The sequence below is a fragment of the Streptomyces sp. NPDC037421 genome (assembly GCF_055602105.1).
Window position 1 is genome coordinate 107,699 of sequence record NZ_JBVJWV010000007.1, and the last position, 18,347, is coordinate 126,045.

General features: G+C 72.0%; 16 protein-coding genes. 2 read left to right on the forward strand and 14 right to left on the reverse strand.

Annotation, left to right across the window (positions count from 1 at the left end):
• Window positions 1–81: 81 nt before the first annotated feature.
• Window positions 82–591: a hypothetical protein gene (locus ACZ7IF_RS13260; protein WP_470968571.1), complete on the forward strand. Its 510-nt coding sequence runs from the start codon at window positions 82–84 to the stop codon at window positions 589–591.
• 266 nt (window positions 592–857) lie between these two features.
• Here the strand turns inward: ACZ7IF_RS13260 and ACZ7IF_RS13265 are convergent, their stop codons facing one another.
• From ACZ7IF_RS13265 to pyrR, 14 genes are all read right to left on the reverse strand, one after another.
• Entirely contained in the window at window positions 858–2,957 is a 2,100-nt protein-coding gene (locus ACZ7IF_RS13265) for a primosomal protein N' (protein WP_470968574.1), read from the reverse strand.
• Window positions 2,958–3,056: 99 nt separating this feature from the next.
• Entirely contained in the window at window positions 3,057–4,265 is a 1,209-nt protein-coding gene (metK, locus tag ACZ7IF_RS13270) for a methionine adenosyltransferase (protein WP_470968579.1), read from the reverse strand.
• 194 nt (window positions 4,266–4,459) lie between these two features.
• Entirely contained in the window at window positions 4,460–5,686 is a 1,227-nt protein-coding gene (gene coaBC, locus ACZ7IF_RS13275; protein WP_470968582.1) for a bifunctional phosphopantothenoylcysteine decarboxylase/phosphopantothenate--cysteine ligase CoaBC, read from the reverse strand.
• 97 nt (window positions 5,687–5,783) lie between these two features.
• The gene (gene rpoZ, locus ACZ7IF_RS13280) at window positions 5,784–6,056 is read right to left on the reverse strand and encodes a DNA-directed RNA polymerase subunit omega (protein ID WP_004948662.1); all 273 of its coding nucleotides are present in this window, start codon (window positions 6,054–6,056) and stop codon (window positions 5,784–5,786) included.
• A 41-nt stretch (window positions 6,057–6,097) separates the two neighbouring features.
• On the reverse strand, window positions 6,098–6,661 hold the full coding sequence (gene gmk / locus ACZ7IF_RS13285; protein WP_470968586.1) for a guanylate kinase: 564 nt from the start codon (window positions 6,659–6,661) through the stop codon (window positions 6,098–6,100).
• Between the two features lie 61 nt (window positions 6,662–6,722).
• The gene (locus tag ACZ7IF_RS13290; RefSeq protein ID WP_030234009.1) at window positions 6,723–7,046 is read right to left on the reverse strand and encodes an integration host factor; all 324 of its coding nucleotides are present in this window, start codon (window positions 7,044–7,046) and stop codon (window positions 6,723–6,725) included.
• Window positions 7,047–7,328: 282 nt separating this feature from the next.
• Entirely contained in the window at window positions 7,329–8,171 is an 843-nt protein-coding gene (gene pyrF, locus ACZ7IF_RS13295; protein ID WP_470968589.1) for an orotidine-5'-phosphate decarboxylase, read from the reverse strand.
• On the reverse strand, window positions 8,168–9,277 hold the full coding sequence (locus ACZ7IF_RS13300) for a quinone-dependent dihydroorotate dehydrogenase (RefSeq protein WP_470968592.1): 1,110 nt from the start codon (window positions 9,275–9,277) through the stop codon (window positions 8,168–8,170). Before ACZ7IF_RS13300 ends, pyrF begins: the two co-directional genes overlap by 4 nt.
• A 79-nt stretch (window positions 9,278–9,356) precedes the next feature.
• Complete coding sequence (carB, locus tag ACZ7IF_RS13305; RefSeq protein WP_470968595.1) at window positions 9,357–12,665, reverse strand: carbamoyl-phosphate synthase large subunit; 3,309 nt, start codon at window positions 12,663–12,665, stop codon at window positions 9,357–9,359.
• Entirely contained in the window at window positions 12,658–13,800 is a 1,143-nt protein-coding gene (carA, locus tag ACZ7IF_RS13310) for a glutamine-hydrolyzing carbamoyl-phosphate synthase small subunit (protein ID WP_470968599.1), read from the reverse strand. Before carA ends, carB begins: the two co-directional genes overlap by 8 nt.
• Window positions 13,797–14,387, reverse strand: coding sequence for a PH-like domain-containing protein (locus tag ACZ7IF_RS13315; RefSeq protein WP_470968602.1), 591 nt, complete (start codon window positions 14,385–14,387; stop codon window positions 13,797–13,799). The genes carA and ACZ7IF_RS13315 overlap by 4 nt, the downstream gene beginning before the upstream one ends.
• Window positions 14,384–15,670, reverse strand: coding sequence for a dihydroorotase (locus ACZ7IF_RS13320; RefSeq protein WP_470968605.1), 1,287 nt, complete (start codon window positions 15,668–15,670; stop codon window positions 14,384–14,386). Before ACZ7IF_RS13320 ends, ACZ7IF_RS13315 begins: the two co-directional genes overlap by 4 nt.
• 2 nt (window positions 15,671–15,672) lie before the next feature.
• A complete protein-coding gene (locus ACZ7IF_RS13325) occupies window positions 15,673–16,662 on the reverse strand; it encodes an aspartate carbamoyltransferase catalytic subunit (RefSeq protein ID WP_470968609.1) in 990 nt (329 codons plus the stop codon).
• Between the two features lie 105 nt (window positions 16,663–16,767).
• The gene (gene pyrR / locus ACZ7IF_RS13330) at window positions 16,768–17,352 is read right to left on the reverse strand and encodes a bifunctional pyr operon transcriptional regulator/uracil phosphoribosyltransferase PyrR (protein WP_470968612.1); all 585 of its coding nucleotides are present in this window, start codon (window positions 17,350–17,352) and stop codon (window positions 16,768–16,770) included.
• A 249-nt stretch (window positions 17,353–17,601) separates the two neighbouring features.
• Here pyrR and bldD point away from each other — a divergent pair, with 249 nt between their 5' ends.
• Entirely contained in the window at window positions 17,602–18,102 is a 501-nt protein-coding gene (gene bldD / locus ACZ7IF_RS13335; RefSeq protein ID WP_007263032.1) for a transcriptional regulator BldD, read from the forward strand.
• Window positions 18,103–18,347: the final 245 nt, after the last annotated feature.

Genomic DNA, 18,347 nt, shown 5'->3' on the forward strand with positions numbered 1-18,347 from the left:
GAGATTGACCGAAACGGGCCGCGATCAAGACGGTGTCTGCGGCCCGATCCGCTCTCCAGCACCGGTTCGAGAGGCTTCTCCATGGCCGACCACGCCACCCATGACGCCCAAGCACGGGCCAGCCTGCACCTCCTGGTGCGGGACATCGAGCGGGTTCGCCGACAGGTGGACGCACTGCGTACGCTCACGGCCCAGCTCGGCAACGTGTACCGCCCGCGCCGCTCCGGGCCCTCCACGGGCTTCGTCGTCTACGGCAGGGCCCCCGCCCCCACCGTCCGGCTCGCCCAGGAACTGAGGGACAGCGTCGAGACGCTGGTCACCGCCGCGGTGGACTTCGACCGCTCCCTCGGCTTCTCCTGGGACGCCGTCGGCTCGGCGCTCGGCGTCACCAAGCAGGCCGTGCACCGCCGCTACGGCGCACGCCGCGCGCAGGCCGCCGAGGCCGCGGAGCCGCTGGCCGAGGGCACCACGACCCGGACGCTGGGCCCGCTGCCCACGATCCCGGCGGCGCGCTCGGTGCCCCCGCAGCCCGTCCGCGAGGAGGTCCAGGCCGCCCGCCAGTCGGCCTTCCCCGGCCCCCGCAACGGCTGACGCCACCCCCGCCGCCGGGCCGCCGACCCCCGACGGCACATCCCCGGGCCCGTTCCCCGGGGGCTCCGCCCCGGACCCCGTTGCGCTCGAACGCCGCGCGGGGCTCCGGGGCGCAGCCCCGGGGAACGGGCGGAGGGCGGGCAGCGGACCACGGCCCGCGCAGCGGCCCACCCGCCCGCGACGAACCACCCGCCCCGGCCGAGGGCACCGGCCCGGCCGGCCAGGGGCCGGCGGACGGAGTGCGGCGCGTCGGAAATCGGGCCGGCTCAGCCGATGTCCGGCGGGTCGATCCGGATGCGGATCGGCTCCCCCGCCTGCGCGCCCCGCGCCATGCGGGCGGCCTGCGCGGCCTTGAGCGCCGCGGCCAGCGCCGCCCCGCTCCCCGGAGGGACCCGCACCAGCGCCCGTTCCCCCGCCGACGGCTCCCCCCGCCGCCCGGGCAGCGGCACGGGACCCAGTACCTCCGCGTCGGCCGGCAGCTCGACCGCTTCGAGGAAGGCCTCCAGGGCGTCCCCCCGGCCGGCCACCGCCGCCATCCGGGACACCGGCGGGAAGCCCAGCTGGGCCCGCTCGGCCAGCTCCCGTACGGCGTGCCCGACCGGGTCCCAGCGCACCAGGGCCTGCACGGGCCGCAGCGTCGGCTCGGCGACCACCACCACCTGCCCGTCCGCGCGGACCAGCGAGGCCGCGGCGATCCAGCGGCGCAGGGCGTCCTCCCCCGCCCGCAGGTCGGGCCGGGTCAGCATCGCCCAGCCGTCCAGCAGCAGCGCCGCCGCGTACCCGGCGCCCGTCGCGACCGGCTCGGCACCCGGGGTGCACACCACCAGCGCGGGCCGGTCGGACACCTCGTCCAGCACGTGGTCCCGCCCGGAGGTGCGCACCGGCACGGCGGGGAAGGCCCGGCCCAGCTCCTCGGCGGTCCGCCGCGCGCCCACCACCTGGGCCCGCAGCCGGAACGAGCCGCACTCCTCGCAGTGCCAGGCGCTCTCGGCGCGCCCGCACCAGCCGCAGTGCAGCTCCCGCTCGTCGGGAGCCTCCAGCGGCCCGGCGCACACCGTGCAGCGGGCGGGCGTCCGGCAGCGCTCGCAGGCCAGCCGGGGCACGTACCCGCGCCGCGGCACCTGGACCAGTACGGGCCCGCTCTTCAGGCCCTCCCGTACGGTCTCCCAGGCCAGGCTCGGCAGCCGCGCCGCGCGGGCCGCCCCGTCGCGGGCCAGCAGCTCGTCGCCGACGGTGCGGATGCGGGGCGCGGCGGCCCGTACGGTCTCCCGGTCCGCGACGAGCGGCCGGGCCCAGCCGGACTCCACCAGCTGGGCGGCCTCCACGGTGCAGCTGGTGCTCCCGGCCAGGAAGCCGCAGCCGTCGCTGACCGCGCGCAGCTCCAGCACCTCGCGCACGTGCGGGAAGGGTGCGTGGATGTCGCCGTGGCTGGAGTCACCGTCGTCCCAGACCGCGACCAGCCCGAGGTCCCGTACGGGGGCGAACATCGCCGCCCGGGTGCCGACCACGGCGCGGACCGAGCCCCGGCTCACCGCGAGCCATTCCCGGTAGCGCTTCTCGGGGCCCGAGTCGGCGGTCAGCAGCGCGTGCCGGCCCTCGCCCAGCACGGCGGTGAGGGCGGCGTCGACCCGGGCGGCGGTGCGCCCGTCGGGCACCACGGCGAGGGCCCCGCGTCCGGAGGCGAGGGTGGCGGCCATGGCCCGGGCGAGCTCGTCCGCCCAGCCGGGACCGGGCAGCGCGGTCCACACCGCGCGGGGGGTGCCGCCGGTGGCCAGGGCGCGCAGGAAGGCGGGCCCGGCCCCGTAGCGCGTCCAGCCGCCGGGCTCGGGCACGGCGGGCGGCGGCAGCGGTTCGGGCGAGGGCCTGGCCTCGGCGCGGGCGCTGCGCGGGGGCAGGGCCAGCTGGAGCACGTCGGCGAGGCTGCCGGCGTACCGGTCGGCGACGGCCCGGGCGAGGGCCAGCATGCGGGGCCCGAGGACCACCTCGGGCGAGACGACCTGGGCGAGGGCGGCCAGGGCGCCGTCGTAGTCGGACTCGGCGCACCGTTCCACGATGAAGCCGTCGATGAGCCCGCCGCCCTCGCGGCGGCCGCCGTGCACCCGGTGCCCGCCCGCGCCGAAGCGGACCCGGACGCGCACGCCGGGCCGGGCGGCCTCGGACAGCTCGGCGGGTACGGCGTAGTCGAAGAGCCGGTCGAGGTGGAGCACGCCCTTGTTCACGAGGACACGGGCGACGGGCAGCTCCTCGGCCACGGCGGCCCCGCGCCAGGTCCGCGGCTTGGCCTTGGGCGCCTTGGCCTTCGCCTCGGCGACCATCTCCCGGATCAGGGCGAGCTGTTCCGGCTGGGAATCGTTCGCGCTGCTCACACAGGCATTCTGGCAAACCCCACCGACAGCGGACCCCGACGACGACGAACGGCCCCGGACCGCGAGGGTCCGGGGCCGTTCGCCTGACGGCTCTGCCGCTTACAGGCCGGCGGCGGCGCGCAGGGCGTCGACGCGGTCGGTGCGCTCCCAGGTGAAGTCCGGCAGCTCGCGGCCGAAGTGGCCGTACGCGGCGGTCTGGGCGTAGATCGGGCGCAGCAGGTCGAGGTCGCGGATGATGGCGGCCGGGCGGAGGTCGAAGACGCTGGAGACGGCCTCCTGGATCCGCTCGTCGGGCAGGGTGCCGGTGCCGAAGGTCTCGACGAAGAGGCCGACGGGCTCGGCCTTGCCGATGGCGTAGGCGACCTGGACCTCGCAGCGCGCGGCCAGGCCGGCGGCGACCACGTTCTTCGCGACCCAGCGCATCGCGTACGCGGCGGAGCGGTCCACCTTCGACGGGTCCTTGCCGGAGAAGGCACCGCCGCCGTGGCGGGCCATGCCGCCGTACGTGTCGATGATGATCTTGCGGCCGGTCAGACCGGCGTCGCCCATCGGGCCGCCGATCTCGAAACGCCCGGTCGGGTTCACCAGGAGGCGGTAGCCCTCGGTGTCCAGCTTGATGCCGTCCTCGACGAGCTGCGCGAGCACGTGCTCGACGACGAACTCGCGGATGTCGGGCGCGAGGAGCGAGTCGAGGTCGATGTCGGCGGCGTGCTGCGAGGACACGACGACCGTGTCGAGGCGGACCGGCTTGTCGCCGTCGTACTCGATGGTGACCTGGGTCTTGCCGTCGGGACGCAGGTAGGGGATGGTGCCGTTCTTGCGGACCTCGGACAGGCGGCGCGAGAGGCGGTGCGCGATGTGGATCGGCAGCGGCATCAGCTCGGGCGTCTCGTCCGTGGCGTAGCCGAACATCAGGCCCTGGTCGCCGGCACCCTGCTTGTCGAGCTCGTCCTCGTCGCCCTCGACCCGGGACTCGTAGGCCGTGTCCACACCCTGAGCGATGTCGGGGGACTGGGCTCCGATGGACACCGACACGCCGCAGGAGGCGCCGTCGAAGCCCTTCTTGGACGAGTCGTAGCCGATCTCGAGGATCTTGTCGCGGACGAGCTGGGCGATCGGCGCGTACGCCTTGGTCGTCACCTCGCCCGCGATGTGCACGAGACCGGTCGTGATGAGAGTCTCCACGGCCACACGCGAGGTCGGGTCCTCGGTGAGGAGCGCGTCGAGGATCGTGTCGCTGATCTGGTCAGCGATCTTGTCGGGGTGACCCTCGGTCACAGACTCCGAGGTGAACAGGCGACGGGACACAACGCTCCCTGGGGTTGCAGCGGCTGCTGGCTGATCATTTGGCGGAACCACACCGGGGGCTGCGCCCGGTCACGTTCCAAGTGCAGTTTATCGGTCGCCACCGTCCGCCGGACCACCCGTCTCGCCCTGTGGGAGCCGTGTGACCTGCGGCACTCCATTCTTACGCACGGAACTACCGGCGAGAAGGGAAACGCTCAGGCGCGGTGAAGATCACGTCGGGGCGCGAGTCGCGGGGCGACCTGGTCCCAGATGACTTCCGCCAGAGTTTCCTTGGGACCATAGGGTACGGGAGTCTCCGCCCCGTCCGAAGCGAGGATGACGGCCTCGTTCTCCTCGGAACCGAAGGTCTTGGACTCCCCGACCTCGTTGACCACGAGGAGGTCGCACCGCTTGCGCCGGAGCTTCGCCCGGCCGTTGGCGAGCACGTCGTCCGTCTCGGCGGCGAAGCCGACGACGATCTGGCCCTCCCGGGCCCGATCGGCGGAGACCTCCGCGAGGACGTCGGGGTTCCGTACGAGGGCCACGGGCTCGGGGTCCTGCCCGTCCTTCTTCTTGATCTTGCCGTCGGCGTACACGGCGGGGCGGAAGTCCGCCACGGCGGCGGCCATCACCACGGCGTCGGCGTCCACGGCGGCCTTGAGCACCGCCTCGCGCAGCTGGAGCGCCGTGCCCACCCGCACGACGTCCACCCCGGCCGGGTCCGGCAGCGCAGTGTTGGCGGCCACCAGGGTGACCCGGGCGCCGCGCGCGGCGGCGGTACGGGCGAGGGCGTAGCCCTGCTTGCCCGAGGAGCGGTTGCCGAGGAAGCGCACCGGGTCCAGCGGCTCGCGGGTGCCGCCGGCGCTGACCACCACGTGCCGTCCGGCGAGGTCCGGCTCCGCCGCGCCCCGGGCCAGGACCCGGCGGCAGACCTCGAAGATCTCCTCCGGGTCGGGCAGCCGGCCCTTGCCGGTGTCCTTGCCGGTCAGCCGGCCCACGGCCGGCTCGATGACGACCGCGCCACGGCGGCGCAGCGTGGCCACGTTCTCCTGAGTGGCGGGGTGCTCCCACATCTCGGTGTGCATCGCGGGCGCGAAGACCACCGGGCAGCGCGCCGTGAGCAGCGTGTTCGTCAGGAGGTCGTCGGCCAGCCCGTGGGCGGCCTTGGCCAGCACGTCGGCGGTGGCCGGGGCGACGACGACGAGGTGGGCCCCCTGGCCGATGCGCACGTGGGGCACCTCGTGGACGGTCTCCCAGACCTCGGTGGAGGCCGGGTTCCCGGAGAGCGCGGCCCAGGTGGCCTCGCCGACGAAGTTCAGGGAGGCCGCCGTGGGCACCACCCGTACGTCGTGCCCGGACTCGGTCAGCCGGCGCAGCAGCTCACAGGCCTTGTAGGCGGCGATCCCGCCGCTGACGCCCAGCACGACCTTCGGCTTGTCCACCACGTACTCCCCATCGACGATTCGCGTACGACACCTATGACACACCACAGGCCCGGCAGTTGTACTGCCGGGCCTGTGGTGAAGGATTTCTCGCAGCCTACTGGGCCGGGGCCTCGATGGCCTCGGAGGTCAGCAGACCCGCGTTGATCTCGCGCAGCGCGATCGAAAGCGGCTTCTCGTGGACGTGGGTGTCCACCAGCGGGCCGACGTACTCGAGCAGGCCCTCACCGAGCTGCGAGTAGTACGCGTTGATCTGACGCGCGCGCTTGGCCGCGTAGATCACGAGGCTGTACTTCGAGTCCGTGGCCTCGAGCAGCTCGTCGATCGGCGGGTTGATGATGCCCTCGGGCGCGGTGATGGAAGAGGACACGCTCTACCTTCCGAAGATGGGTGAAGATCGCAGGAAAACGATCAAACAACTTTCATCAAGGCTAGCAGCTCACGCGCCACGTCCTCGACGGAGGTGTTCACCAGGGTGGTGTCGAACTCGGACTCGGCAGCGAGTTCGATCTTGGCGCTTTCCAGTCGGCGCTCGATGACCTCGGGCGACTCGGTGCCGCGGCCGGTGAGGCGGCGGACCAGTTCGTCCCAGCTCGGCGGGGCCAGGAAGACCAGCTGCGCGTCGGGCTTGGACTCGCGGACGAGCCGGGCGCCCTGGAGATCGATCTCCAGCAGCACCGGTTCGCCGTTGTCCAGGCGTTCCAGTACCGCGCCGCGCGGTGTGCCGTAGCGGTTGCCCGCGAACTCGGCCCACTCCAGCAGCTCGCCGTTGGCGATCAGCTTGTCGAACTCGTCGTCGTTGACGAAGAAGTAGTGGATTCCGTGTCGCTCACCGGGCCGCGGCTTGCGGGTGGTGGCCGACACCGAGAGCCATACCTCGGGGTGGACCTTGCGCATATGCGCGACGACCGTGCTCTTGCCGACCCCCGAGGGGCCGGAGAGCACGGTCAGCCGCGGACGAACCTCTGCTGCCATAGAGCGATTATCCAGGTTCTCGGGACTGCCTGAGAACGCCGGGAGAACTTCGGGCGACGCCTCAGGCGCCGCTACCGCCGAACTCACGCTCCAGAGAGGCGATCTGGTTGGAACCGAGACCTCGGACACGCCGGGACTCGGAGATGCCGAGGCGCTCCATGATCTGCTTGGCGCGGACCTTGCCGACGCCGGGCAGCGACTCGAGAAGGGCGGAGACCTTCATCTTTCCGATGACGTCGTTCTCCTGACCCGTCTTGATGACGTCGTGGAGGGAGGCGCCGGAGTGCTTGAGTCGATTCTTCACCTCGGCCCGCTCCCGGCGAGCCGCGGCGGCCTTTTCGAGCGCTGCTGCGCGCTGTTCAGGGGTAAGGGGCGGAAGAGCCACGCCTACGTCACCTCGGATGTCGAACTGTCGGATACGGACCGGCGGGGAGCCCGTGGGCACCACGCCAGGCGAGATCCCGAACAGCGATGGAATTCGCTCGCTGCTCGTTCACTCTGGTCGGAGACTAGCGGCCAAGGCCGCTCCAGTCAGCGAGAACGGACGAAAAGTCCTGGTCAGCCTCCACTGAACCGTACATCACGGACAAACCACCCCGGTTTTGTCCGGGGAAAGACGTTCGAATTTCGTCAGCCCGTGTCACACGCCGGTCCGGCACCCCGGGGATCAGCCCGCGACGGCCTCCCGCACCTCGTCCGCGAAGCGCTTCGCGGAGGCGCGCAGGGCGGCGGCGTCCGGACCGTGCTTCAGGACTCCCCGCGAGACGTTCGGGACCACGTTGGCGACGGCCGCGCCGAAGACCGCCGGGAGGTCGGCCGCGGTCGCGCCCTGGGCGCCGATGCCCGGGGCCAGCAGCGGACCGTTGATGTCCAGGTCGAAGGAGGACAGGTCGCCCAGCGTGGCACCCACCACCGCGCCGAAGGAGCCCATGGGCTCGGCGCCCGCGTTCTCCGCCGCCAGGTGGGCCAGCATGGTCGCGCCGATCGAGCGGCCGTCCTCGCGGACCGCGCGCTGGACCTCCGCGCCCTCCGGGTTGGAGGTCAGGGCCAGGACGAAGAGGCCGGAGCCCGATGCGCGGGCCAGCTCCACGGCCGGGGCGAGCGAGCCGTAGCCGAGGTACGGGGAGACCGTCAGGGCGTCCGAGAACAGCGGGGAGGACGGGTCCAGGAAGGCCGAGGCGTACGCGGCCATCGTGGAGCCGATGTCGCCGCGCTTGGCGTCCATGACCACCAGGGTCCCGGCGGCGCGGGCGTCGGCGACGGTCCGCTCCAGCACGGCAACGCCCTTCGAGCCGAAGCGCTCGAAGAAGGCGGCCTGCGGCTTGAAGACGGCGACGGAGTCGGCCAGGGCCTCGACCACCGTGCGGGAGAACCGCTCCAGGCCGGCGATGTCGTCCGCCAGGCCCCAGGAGGCCAGCAGGGCGGCGTGCGGGTCGATACCCACGCACAGGGGGCCCCGGGCGTCCATGGCGGCGCGCAGGCGGGTTCCGAAGGGGGTCACAGGGCTCACAGCGCGGCCTTTCGGGTCTCGGCGCCCACGGCCTCGGCCAGGGTCGCGTACGGGCTGGCGGCCAGGCGCGCGGCCAGGCCCTTGTGGATGGCGCGGGCGTAGAACGGGCCCTCGTAGATGAAGGCGCTGTAGCCCTGGACCAGCGTGGCGCCCGCCAGGATGCGCTGCCAGGCGTCCTCGGCGTTCTCGATGCCCCCGACGCCCACCAGGACGAGGCGGTCGCCGACGCGCGCGTACAGGCGGCGCAGGACCTCCAGGGAGCGCTCCTTGACCGGGGCGCCGGACAGTCCGCCGGCCTCCTTGACCAGGGCCGGGTCCGACTTCAGGCCCAGGCCCTCGCGGGCGATGGTGGTGTTGGTGGCGATGATTCCGTCCAGGCCCAGTTCGAGGGCGAGGTCGGCGACCGCGTCGACGTCCTCGTCCGCGAGGTCCGGGGCGATCTTGACCAGGAGCGGGACGCGGCGGTCGGTGACCGAGCGGTCCGCGGCCTCCCGCACGGCGGTCAGCAGCGGCCGCAGGGACTCCGTGGCCTGGAGGTTGCGCAGGCCCGGGGTGTTCGGCGAGGAGACGTTGACGACCAGGTAGTCGGCGTGGCGGGCCAGGCGCTCGGTGGAGACCACGTAGTCGGCGGCGGCCTCGGCCTCCGGCACGGCCTTGGTCTTGCCGATGTTGACGCCCACGACGGTCCTGAAGACCGGGTTGCGGGCGGCCAGGCGGGCGGCGACGGCGGCCGAGCCCTCGTTGTTGAAGCCCATGCGGTTGATCAGCGCCCGGTCGGGGACCAGGCGGAAGAGCCGCTTCTTGGGGTTGCCGGGCTGCGCCTGGCCGGTGACGGTGCCGATCTCGATGTGGTCGAAGCCGAGCATCGACATGCCGTCGATGGCGACGGCGTTCTTGTCGAAGCCGGCCGCGAGCCCGAAGGGGCCGTGCATCCGCAGGCCGAGGGCCTCCGTGCGCAGGGACTCGTGGCGCGGCGCCAGGGCGGCCGCGACGAAGGTGCGCAGCACCGGGGTGCCGGCGGCGAGGCGGATCCACCGGAAGGCCGTGTAGTGGGCCCGCTCGGGGTCCATCCGCTTGAAGACGAGGTTGAAGAACAGCTTGTACATCGTCCGAAATATCCCTTACGTCCTCATGAAAGGGGGGACACCGGTCGCTGTGGCCGGTGCCCCCCTTTCGTACGGGCTGCTAGTCGCGGGCGGCGTTCAGGTGCTCCGCGTGCTCCTGGAGGGAGCGCACGCCGACGTCACCGCGGTTGAGCGCGTCGATGCCCTGCACGGCGGCGGCGAGCGCCTGGACCGTGGTCAGGCACGGGACGCTGCGCGCCACGGCGGCCGTACGGATCTCGTAGCCGTCGAGGCGGCCGCCGGTGCCGTACGGGGTGTTGACGATCAGGTCGACCTGGCCGTCGTGGATGAGCTGGACGACGGTCTTCTCGCCGTCCGGGCCCTCGCCCTCGCTGAGCTTGCGCACGACGGTGGCGTTGATGCCGTTGCGGCGCAGCACCTCGGCGGTGCCGGAGGTGGCGAGCAGCTCGAAGCCGTGGGCGACGAGCTCGCGGGCCGGGAAGATCATCGAGCGCTTGTCGCGGTTGGCGACGGAGATGAACGCGCGGCCCTTGGTCGGCAGCGGGCCGTAGGCGCCGGCCTGCGACTTGGCGTACGCCGTGCCGAAGACCGAGTCGATGCCCATGACCTCGCCGGTGGAGCGCATCTCCGGGCCGAGGACGGTGTCCACGCCGCGGCCGTGGATGTCGCGGAAGCGCGACCACGGCATGACGGCCTCCTTGACGGAGATCGGCGCGTCCAGCGGCAGGGTGCCGCCGTCGCCGGCCTTGGGCAGCATGCCCTCGGCGCGCAGCTCGGCGATGGTGGCGCCGAGCGAGATGCGGGCGGCGGCCTTCGCGAGCGGGACGGCGGTCGCCTTCGAGGTGAAGGGGACGGTCCGGGAGGCGCGCGGGTTGGCCTCCAGGACGTAGAGGATGTCGCCCGCCATCGCGAACTGGATGTTGATCAGGCCGCGGACGCCGACGCCCTTGGCGATGGCCTCGGTGGAGGCGCGCAGGCGCTTGATGTCGAAGCCGCCGAGGGTGATCGGGGGCAGGGCGCAGGCCGAGTCGCCGGAGTGGATGCCGGCTTCCTCGATGTGCTCCATGACGCCGCCGAGGTAGAGCTCGGTGCCGTCGTAGAGGGCGTCGACGTCGATCTCGATCGCGTCGTCGAGGAAGCGGTCGACCAGCACGGGGCGGGTCGGGGAGATCTCCGTGGACTCCGCGATGTACGACTCCAGGCGGGTCTCGTCGTAGACGATCTCCATGCCGCGTCCGCCGAGCACGTAGGACGGGCGGACGAGGACCGGGTAGCCGATCTCGTCGGCGATCGCCTTCGCACCCGCGAAGGTGGTGGCGGTGCCGTGCTTGGGCGCGGGCAGGCCGGCGTCGGCGAGGACCTGGCCGAAGGCGCCGCGGTCCTCGGCGGCGTGGATGGCCTCCGGGGAGGTGCCGACCACGGGCACGCCGTTGTCCTTGAGCGCCTGGGCGAGGCCGAGGGGGGTCTGGCCGCCGAGCTGGACGACGACACCGGCGATCGGGCCGGCCAGCGACTCGGCGTGGACGATCTCCAGCACGTCCTCGAGCGTCAGCGGCTCGAAGTACAGGCGGTCGGAGGTGTCGTAGTCCGTCGAGACGGTCTCGGGGTTGCAGTTGACCATCACGGTCTCGTAGCCGGCGTCGCTGAGGGCGAAGGAGGCGTGGACGCAGGAGTAGTCGAACTCGATGCCCTGGCCGATGCGGTTCGGGCCGGAGCCCAGGATGATCACCGCGGGCTTGGTGCGCGGGGCGACCTCGGACTCCTCGTCGTAGGACGAGTAGAAGTACGGGGTCTTCGCGGCGAACTCGGCGGCGCAGGTGTCGACCGTCTTGTAGACCGGGCGGACGCCGAGGGCGTGGCGGACCTCGCGGACGACGTCCTCGCGCAGGCCGCGGATCTCGGCGATCTGGGCGTCGGAGAAGCCGTGGCGCTTGGCCTCGGCGAGCAGCTCGGGGTGGAGCTTCTCGGCGGCGGCGAGCTCGTCCGCGATCTCCTTGATCAGGAAGAGCTGGTCGACGAACCAGGGGTCGATCTTCGTGGACTCGAAGACCTCCTCCTGGGTGGCACCGGCGCGGATGGCCTGCATGACGGTGTTGATGCGGCCGTCGGTCGGGCGGACCGCGGTGGCCAGCAGCTCCTCCTTGTCGCCGGGCTCGCCGACGAAGGTGAACTGGGAGCCCTTCTTCTCCAGGGAGCGCAGGGCCTTCTGGAGGGCCTCGGTGAAGTTGCGGCCGATGGCCATGGCCTCGCCCACCGACTTCATGGTGGTGGTGAGGGTGGCGTCGGCGGCCGGGAACTTCTCGAAGGCGAAGCGCGGGGCCTTGACGACGACGTAGTCGAGGGTCGGCTCGAAGGAGGCCGGCGTCTTCTCGGTGATGTCGTTCGGGACCTCGTCCAGCGTGTAGCCGATGGCCAGCTTGGCGGCGATCTTGGCGATCGGGAAGCCGGTGGCCTTCGAGGCGAGCGCCGAGGAACGGGAGACGCGCGGGTTCATCTCGATGACGATGACGCGGCCGTCGACCGGGTCGATCGCGAACTGGATGTTGCAGCCGCCGGTGTCGACGCCGACCTCGCGGATGATCGCGATGCCGATGTCGCGCAGCCGCTGGTACTCGCGGTCGGTGAGGGTCATCGCCGGGGCGACGGTGATCGAGTCACCGGTGTGCACGCCCATCGGGTCGAAGTTCTCGATGGAGCAGACGACGACCACGTTGTCCTTGGTGTCGCGCATCAGCTCCAGCTCGTACTCCTTCCAGCCGAGGATGGACTCCTCCAGGAGCACCTCGGTGGTCGGGGAGAGCGTGAGGCCCTGGCCGGCGATGCGGCGCAGCTCTTCCTCGTCGTGGGCGAAGCCGGAGCCGGCGCCGCCCATGGTGAAGGAGGGGCGCACGACGACGGGGTAGCCGCCGAGGGTGTCGACGCCCTTGATGACGTCGTCCATCGAGTGGCAGATGACCGAGCGGGCGGACTCGCCGTAGCCGATCTTGGCCTTGACGGCCTCGACGACGCCCTTGAAGAGGTCGCGGTCCTCGCCCTTGTTGATGGCCTCGACGTTGGCGCCGATGAGCTCGACGCCGTACTTCTCCAGCACACCCTGCTCGTGCATGGAGATGGCGGTGTTGAGGGCCGTCTGGCCGCCGAGGGTCGGGAGCAGCGCGTCGGGGCGCTCCTTGGCGATGATCTTCTCGACGAACTCGGGGGTGATCGGCTCGACGTACGTGGCGTCGGCGATCTCCGGGTCGGTCATGATCGTCGCGGGGTTGGAGTTCACCAGGATGACCCGCAGGCCCTCGGCCTTGAGGATGCGGCAGGCCTGGGTGCCGGAGTAGTCGAACTCCGCGGCCTGGCCGATGACGATCGGGCCGGAGCCGATGACCAGGACGGACTGGATATCGGTGCGCTTAGGCACGCTCGGCCTCCATCAGAGAAACGAAGCGGTCGAAGAGGTACGCGGCGTCGTGCGGGCCCGCGGCCGCCTCGGGGTGGTACTGGACGGAGAAGGCCGGCTGGTCGAGCAGCTGGAGGCCTTCCACGACGTTGTCGTTCAGGCAGACGTGCGAGACCTCGGCGCGGCCGTAGGGGGTCTCGGACACCTTGTCGAGGGGCGCGTCGACGGCGAAGCCGTGGTTGTGCGCGGTGATCTCGACCTTGCCGGTGGTGCGGTCCTGGACCGGCTGGTTGATGCCGCGGTGGCCGTACTTCAGCTTGTAGGTGCCGAAGCCGAGCGCGCGGCCCAGGATCTGGTTGCCGAAGCAGATGCCGAAGAGCGGGGTCTTGCGCTCCAGGACGCCCTGCATGACGGCCACGGGGCCGTCGGCGGTGGCCGGGTCGCCCGGGCCGTTGGAGAAGAACACGCCGTCGGGGTCGACCGCGTACACGTCCTCGACGGTGGCGGTGGCCGGCAGCACGTGCACCTCGATGCCGCGCTCGGCCATCCGGTGCGGGGTCATGCCCTTGATGCCGAGGTCCACGGCGGCGACGGTGAACTTCTTCTCGCCGATCGCGGGGACGACGTACGCCTCCTTGGTGGCGACCTCGGCGGAGAGGTTGGCGCCCTTCATCTGGGGGGCCTCCTGGACGCGGGCCAGCAGGGCCGCGTCGTCGGCGATGGCCTCGCCCGAGAAGATGCCGACGCGCATGGCGCCGCGCTCGCGCAGGTGGCGGGTCAGGGCGCGGGTGTCGACGCCGCTGATGCCGACGACGCCCTGCTTGACGAGCTCCTCGTCCAGCGAGCGCTGCGAGCGCCAGTTGGAGGGGACGCGCGCGGGGTCGCGGACGACGTAGCCGGAGACCCAGATGCGGGAGGACTCGGGGTCCTCGTCGTTGACGCCGGTGTTGCCCACGTGGGGGGCGGTCATCACGACGACCTGCCGGTGGTACGACGGGTCGGTGAGGGTCTCCTGGTAGCCGGTCATGCCGGTGGAGAACACGGCCTCGCCGAAGGTCTCCCCCACGGCGCCGTAGGCGCGGCCGCGGAAGATCCGACCGTCCTCCAGGACGAGTACGGCGGGAGCTTTCGCTGCTCCCCTGGTGGAGGTCGTCATCGTTCGGCGCCTTCCGTCGTGGTGGTTGAGTTCTGGGTGTTCATCGATTCGATGCTTCGAACCCAGGCCGCGTGTTCGGCGGCCCGGTCCGAGCGGAATCCGGAGTCGATCAGCTTGTCGCCGTGCGCCCATGTGACGACGAGCAGACCGCCCTCGGTGAGTACCTTGCCCGCGATTCCCTTGTCGAGGCGGGCGCCGCGCAGCTGCGCGGCCGGTACGAAGAAGTCGGTTGCCCCCGGACGGACCACGTCGAGGCCCGCGTCGGTGAGGGTGAGCTCGATCCGGCTGCGGACTCCGAGCCCGTGGGCGACGATCCGGTCGAGCCACTGGCCGGCGGTGGTGGACCCGTGGTACCGGCCGGTCAGGGCCAGCCGGTGCTCGGGGAGACCGCCGGGGGCGGCGGGCAGCTCGGGCAGATCACTCTGCAGAGCGCCGCGCCATTTCCAGCCCTGCCGCATCAGCCAGTACACGAACGCGATGAAGACGAGCAGACCGATGACCCACGCGACGCGGGCGCCCCAGTCCGTCACCTCCGCCGACTGTCGTTCGGCGGCCTCGGCGGCCAGTTGGATTACTGCAGGTGTCACGCCAGTTTCCCGTCCACGACCGTTGCCCGGCCCCGCAGGAAGGTGTGAGTGACGCGTCCCGGCAGCTCACGGCCCTCGTAAGGCGTGTTGCGGCTGCGGGAGGCGAAGTGTGCGGGGTCCACGACACCACGGTACGAGGTCTCGACCAAGGTCAGGTTCGCGGGTTCACCTGCCGAGACGGGCCGGCCGTGCCCCGCGAGGCTGCCGATGCGCGCCGGAGCGTGCGACATCCGCTCCGCGACGCCCGCCCAGTCGAGCAGTCCGGTCTCCACCATCGTCTGCTGGACGACGGAGAGCGCGGTCTCCAGGCCCACCATGCCCATGGCGGCGGCGGCCCACTCGCAGTCCTTGTCCTCGTGCGGGTGCGGGGCGTGGTCGGTGGCGACGATGTCGATCGTGCCGTCGGCGAGCGCCTCGCGCAGGGCCATCACGTCGCGCTCGGTGCGCAGCGGCGGGTTGACCTTGTAGACCGGGTTGTACGAGCGCACGAGCTCGTCGGTGAGGAGCAGGTGGTGCGGGGTGACCTCGGCGGTGACGTCGATGCCGCGGGACTTGGCCCAGCGGACGATCTCGACGGAGCCGGCGGTGGAGAGGTGGCAGATGTGCACGCGGGAGCCGACGTGCTCGGCGAGCAGGACGTCGCGGGCGATGATCGACTCCTCGGCGACGGCCGGCCAGCCGCCCAGTCCGAGCTCGGCCGAGACGATGCCCTCGTTCATCTGGGCGCCCTCGGTGAGGCGGGGCTCCTGGGCGTGCTGGGCGACGACGCCGCCGAAGGCCTTCACGTACTCCAGGGCGCGGCGCATGATCACGGCGTCGTCCACGCACTTGCCGTCGTCGGAGAAGACGGTGACGCGGGCGGCGGACTCGTGCATGGCGCCCAGCTCGGAGAGCTTCTTGCCCTCCAGACCGACGGTGACGGCGCCGATGGGCTGCACGTCGCAGTAGCCGGACTCCTTGCCCAGGCGCCAGACCTGCTCGACGACGCCGGCGGTGTCGGCGACCGGGAAGGTGTTGGCCATGGCGAAGACGGCCGTGTAGCCGCCGGAGGCGGCGGCGCGGGTGCCGGTGAGGACGGTCTCGGAGTCCTCGCGGCCGGGCTCGCGCAGGTGGGTGTGGAGGTCGACGAGGCCGGGGAGGAGGACCTGGCCCTCGGCCTCGATCACCTGGGCGCCCTCGGCGGACAGGTTCCGGCCGACCTCGGCGATGGTCTCGCCGTCGATCAGGACGTCCTGCGCCTCGCCGCCGAGGACCTTCGCGCCGCGGATAAGGATCTTGCTCATGGTTACTTGTTCTCCTCGGTGCGGGCGGTGGTGCTGGTGGTGACGGCGGGCTCGGAGCCTCCGAGCAGCAGGTACAGGACGGCCATGCGGATCGAGACGCCGTTGGTGACCTGCTCGACGACCGTGCAGCGGTCGGAGTCGGCGACCTCGGCGGTGATCTCCATGCCGCGGACCATGGGGCCGGGGTGCATCACGATGGCGTGCTCGGGCATCCGGGCCATGCGGGCGGCGTCCAGGCCGTAGCGGCGGGAGTACTCGCGCTCGGTCGGGAAGAAGGCGGCGTTCATCCGCTCTCGCTGCACACGCAGCATCATGACCGCGTCGGACTTCGGCAGCACCTCGTCGAGGCTGTACGAGATCTCGCAGGGCCAGGTCTCGACGCCGACCGGCACCAGGGTCGGCGGGGCCACCAGGGTGACCTCGGCGCCGAGCGTGTGCAGCAGGTCGACGTTGGACCGGGCCACGCGGCTGTGCAGGACGTCGCCGACGAGGGTGATCCGGCGGCCGTCGAGGCCCTTGCCGAGCCCGGCGTCCCGGCCGACCAGGCGGCGGCGCATGGTGAACGCGTCGAGCAGGGCCTGGGTGGGGTGCTGGTGGGTGCCGTCGCCGGCGTTGATCACCGGGGCGTCGATCCAGCTGGAGTTGGCGAGCCGGTAGGGGGCGCCGGAGGCGTGGTGGCGGATGACCACGGCGTCCACGCCCATGGCCGCCAGGGTCTGGGCCGTGTCCTTGAGGGACTCGCCCTTGGAGACGCTGGAGCCCTTCGCGGCGAAGTTGATGACGTCGGCGGAGAGGCGCTTCTCGGCGGCTTCGAAGGAGATCCGGGTACGGGTCGAGTCCTCGAAGAACAGGTTGCAGATGGTGAGGCCGCGCAGGGTGGGCAGCTTCTTTATCGGCCGGTCGGCGACCCGGGCCATCTCCTCGGCGGTGTCGAGGATCAGGACGGCGTCGTCGCGCGTGAGGTCGGCGGCCGAGATGAGGTGGCGCTTCATCTGGGTGCTCCGTAAGTCGGGAGGGCAGGCAGGCGGGGCTGACGGGTGTGCGGGCAGGGCAGGGCTCGGCACGGGCCCCCGCGAGGGGTCCCGTACGCGCGGGGTCTACTGCCCTGCTGCCTGGGCGGTCCGCTGGCCGAGCAGCACGGCGTCGCGGCCGTCCTCCTCCTGGAGCTGGACCTTGACGGTCTCGCGCAGCGAGGTGGGCAGGTTCTTGCCCACGTAGTCGGCGCGGATCGGAAGTTCGCGGTGGCCGCGGTCGACGAGGACCGCGAGCTGGACGGCGCGGGGCCGGCCGATGTCGCCGAGCGCGTCGAGGGCGGCGCGGATGGTGCGGCCGGAGAAGAGGACGTCGTCGAGGAGGACCACCAGGCGGCCGTCGATGCCGTCGCCGGGGATCTCGGTGCGGCCGATCGCCCGGGCGGGCTTCAGGCGCAGGTCGTCGCGGTACATGGTGATGTCGAGGGAGCCGACCGGGATCTTCGTCCCGGTGATCTCCTCCAGCTTGGCTGCCAGCCGGCGGGCCAGGTACACACCGCGGGTGGGGATGCCGAGGAGCACCACGTCGTCGGCGCCCTTGGCGCGTTCGACGATCTCGTGGGCGATACGCGTCAGGACCCGGGCGATGTCCTGCGCCTCCAGAACGGGGCGCATCTCGTCGGCCGAGACCTGGGAAGTCTTGCTGTCCATGAAAAGGACCTCCTTCTCCGCCTCACGGGACGGACCTTAAAGGACGTCTGATGTACGCCGTCCACGGTACCAGGGGCGGGCGGGGACCCTCGCACCGGGGCCCGGCGGCACCCCTCGTAAGAGGGCGTGGAAGAGCATTCGGCTTGACGCATCCAAGTAACGCTGCGTAACCTCACAGTGAGTTACCAGCCGCGCGGCGGAGCCGCATGGTCTCCATGTAGTCACAGCGTCACAGCGTCCGGGAGCGTTATGTCCAGCGAATACGCCAAACAGCTCGGGGCCAAGCTCCGCGCCATCCGCACCCAGCAGGGCCTCTCCCTCCACGGTGTCGAGGAGAAGTCCCAGGGCCGTTGGAAGGCCGTGGTGGTCGGTTCCTACGAGCGCGGGGACCGCGCCGTGACCGTCCAGCGCCTCGCCGAGCTGGCGGACTTCTACGGGGTTCCGGTCCAGGAACTGCTGCCGGGCACGACCCCCGGCGGTGCGGCCGAGCCGCCGCCGAAGCTGCGCCTCGACCTGGAGCGCCTGGCGGGCGTCCCCGCCGAGAAGGCCGGCCCGCTCCAGCGCTACGCGGCGACGATCCAGAGCCAGCGCGGCGACTACAACGGCAAGGTGCTGTCGATCCGCCAGGACGACCTGCGCACCCTGGCCGTCATCTACGACCAGTCCCCCTCGGTCCTGACCGAGCAGCTCATCAGCTGGGGCGTCCTCGACGCCGACGCGCGTCGCGCCGTGGCCCACGAGGACATCTAGTCCCAGGGGATCCGTCCCAGCTCAGCAGAAACGTTACCGGCGGGTGCCGGTGCCCCAGGGCGCCGGCACCCGCCGGTTTTTCGTCGGTCGGCCGGCAGGAGTCCGCGCGCGACCGGACGACGGCCGGAAAACGGCGGAGGGGGCGGGGGGGGGGGGGGGGGGGGGGGGCTCGCCCCCTCCCCCCGGCCCCAGCTGCTTTTCCCCGCATCGGACCCGGTTCCGGGCCCTTAAGGAGGGCCGCCAGG

Coding starts and splice junctions, on each gene's coding strand:
- pyrR (WP_470968612.1), bottom strand. CDS start 17,352: ATGGACAGCAAGACTTCCCAGGTCTCGGCCGACGAGATGCGCCCCGTT.
- ACZ7IF_RS13260 (WP_470968571.1), top strand. CDS start 82: ATGGCCGACCACGCCACCCATGACGCCCAAGCACGGGCCAGCCTGCAC.
- ACZ7IF_RS13325 (WP_470968609.1), bottom strand. CDS start 16,662: ATGAAGCGCCACCTCATCTCGGCCGCCGACCTCACGCGCGACGACGCC.
- carA (WP_470968599.1), bottom strand. CDS start 13,800: ATGACGACCTCCACCAGGGGAGCAGCGAAAGCTCCCGCCGTACTCGTC.
- ACZ7IF_RS13300 (WP_470968592.1), bottom strand. CDS start 9,277: ATGTACAAGCTGTTCTTCAACCTCGTCTTCAAGCGGATGGACCCCGAG.
- ACZ7IF_RS13320 (WP_470968605.1), bottom strand. CDS start 15,670: ATGAGCAAGATCCTTATCCGCGGCGCGAAGGTCCTCGGCGGCGAGGCG.
- gmk (WP_470968586.1), bottom strand. CDS start 6,661: ATGGCAGCAGAGGTTCGTCCGCGGCTGACCGTGCTCTCCGGCCCCTCG.
- bldD (WP_007263032.1), top strand. CDS start 17,602: ATGTCCAGCGAATACGCCAAACAGCTCGGGGCCAAGCTCCGCGCCATC.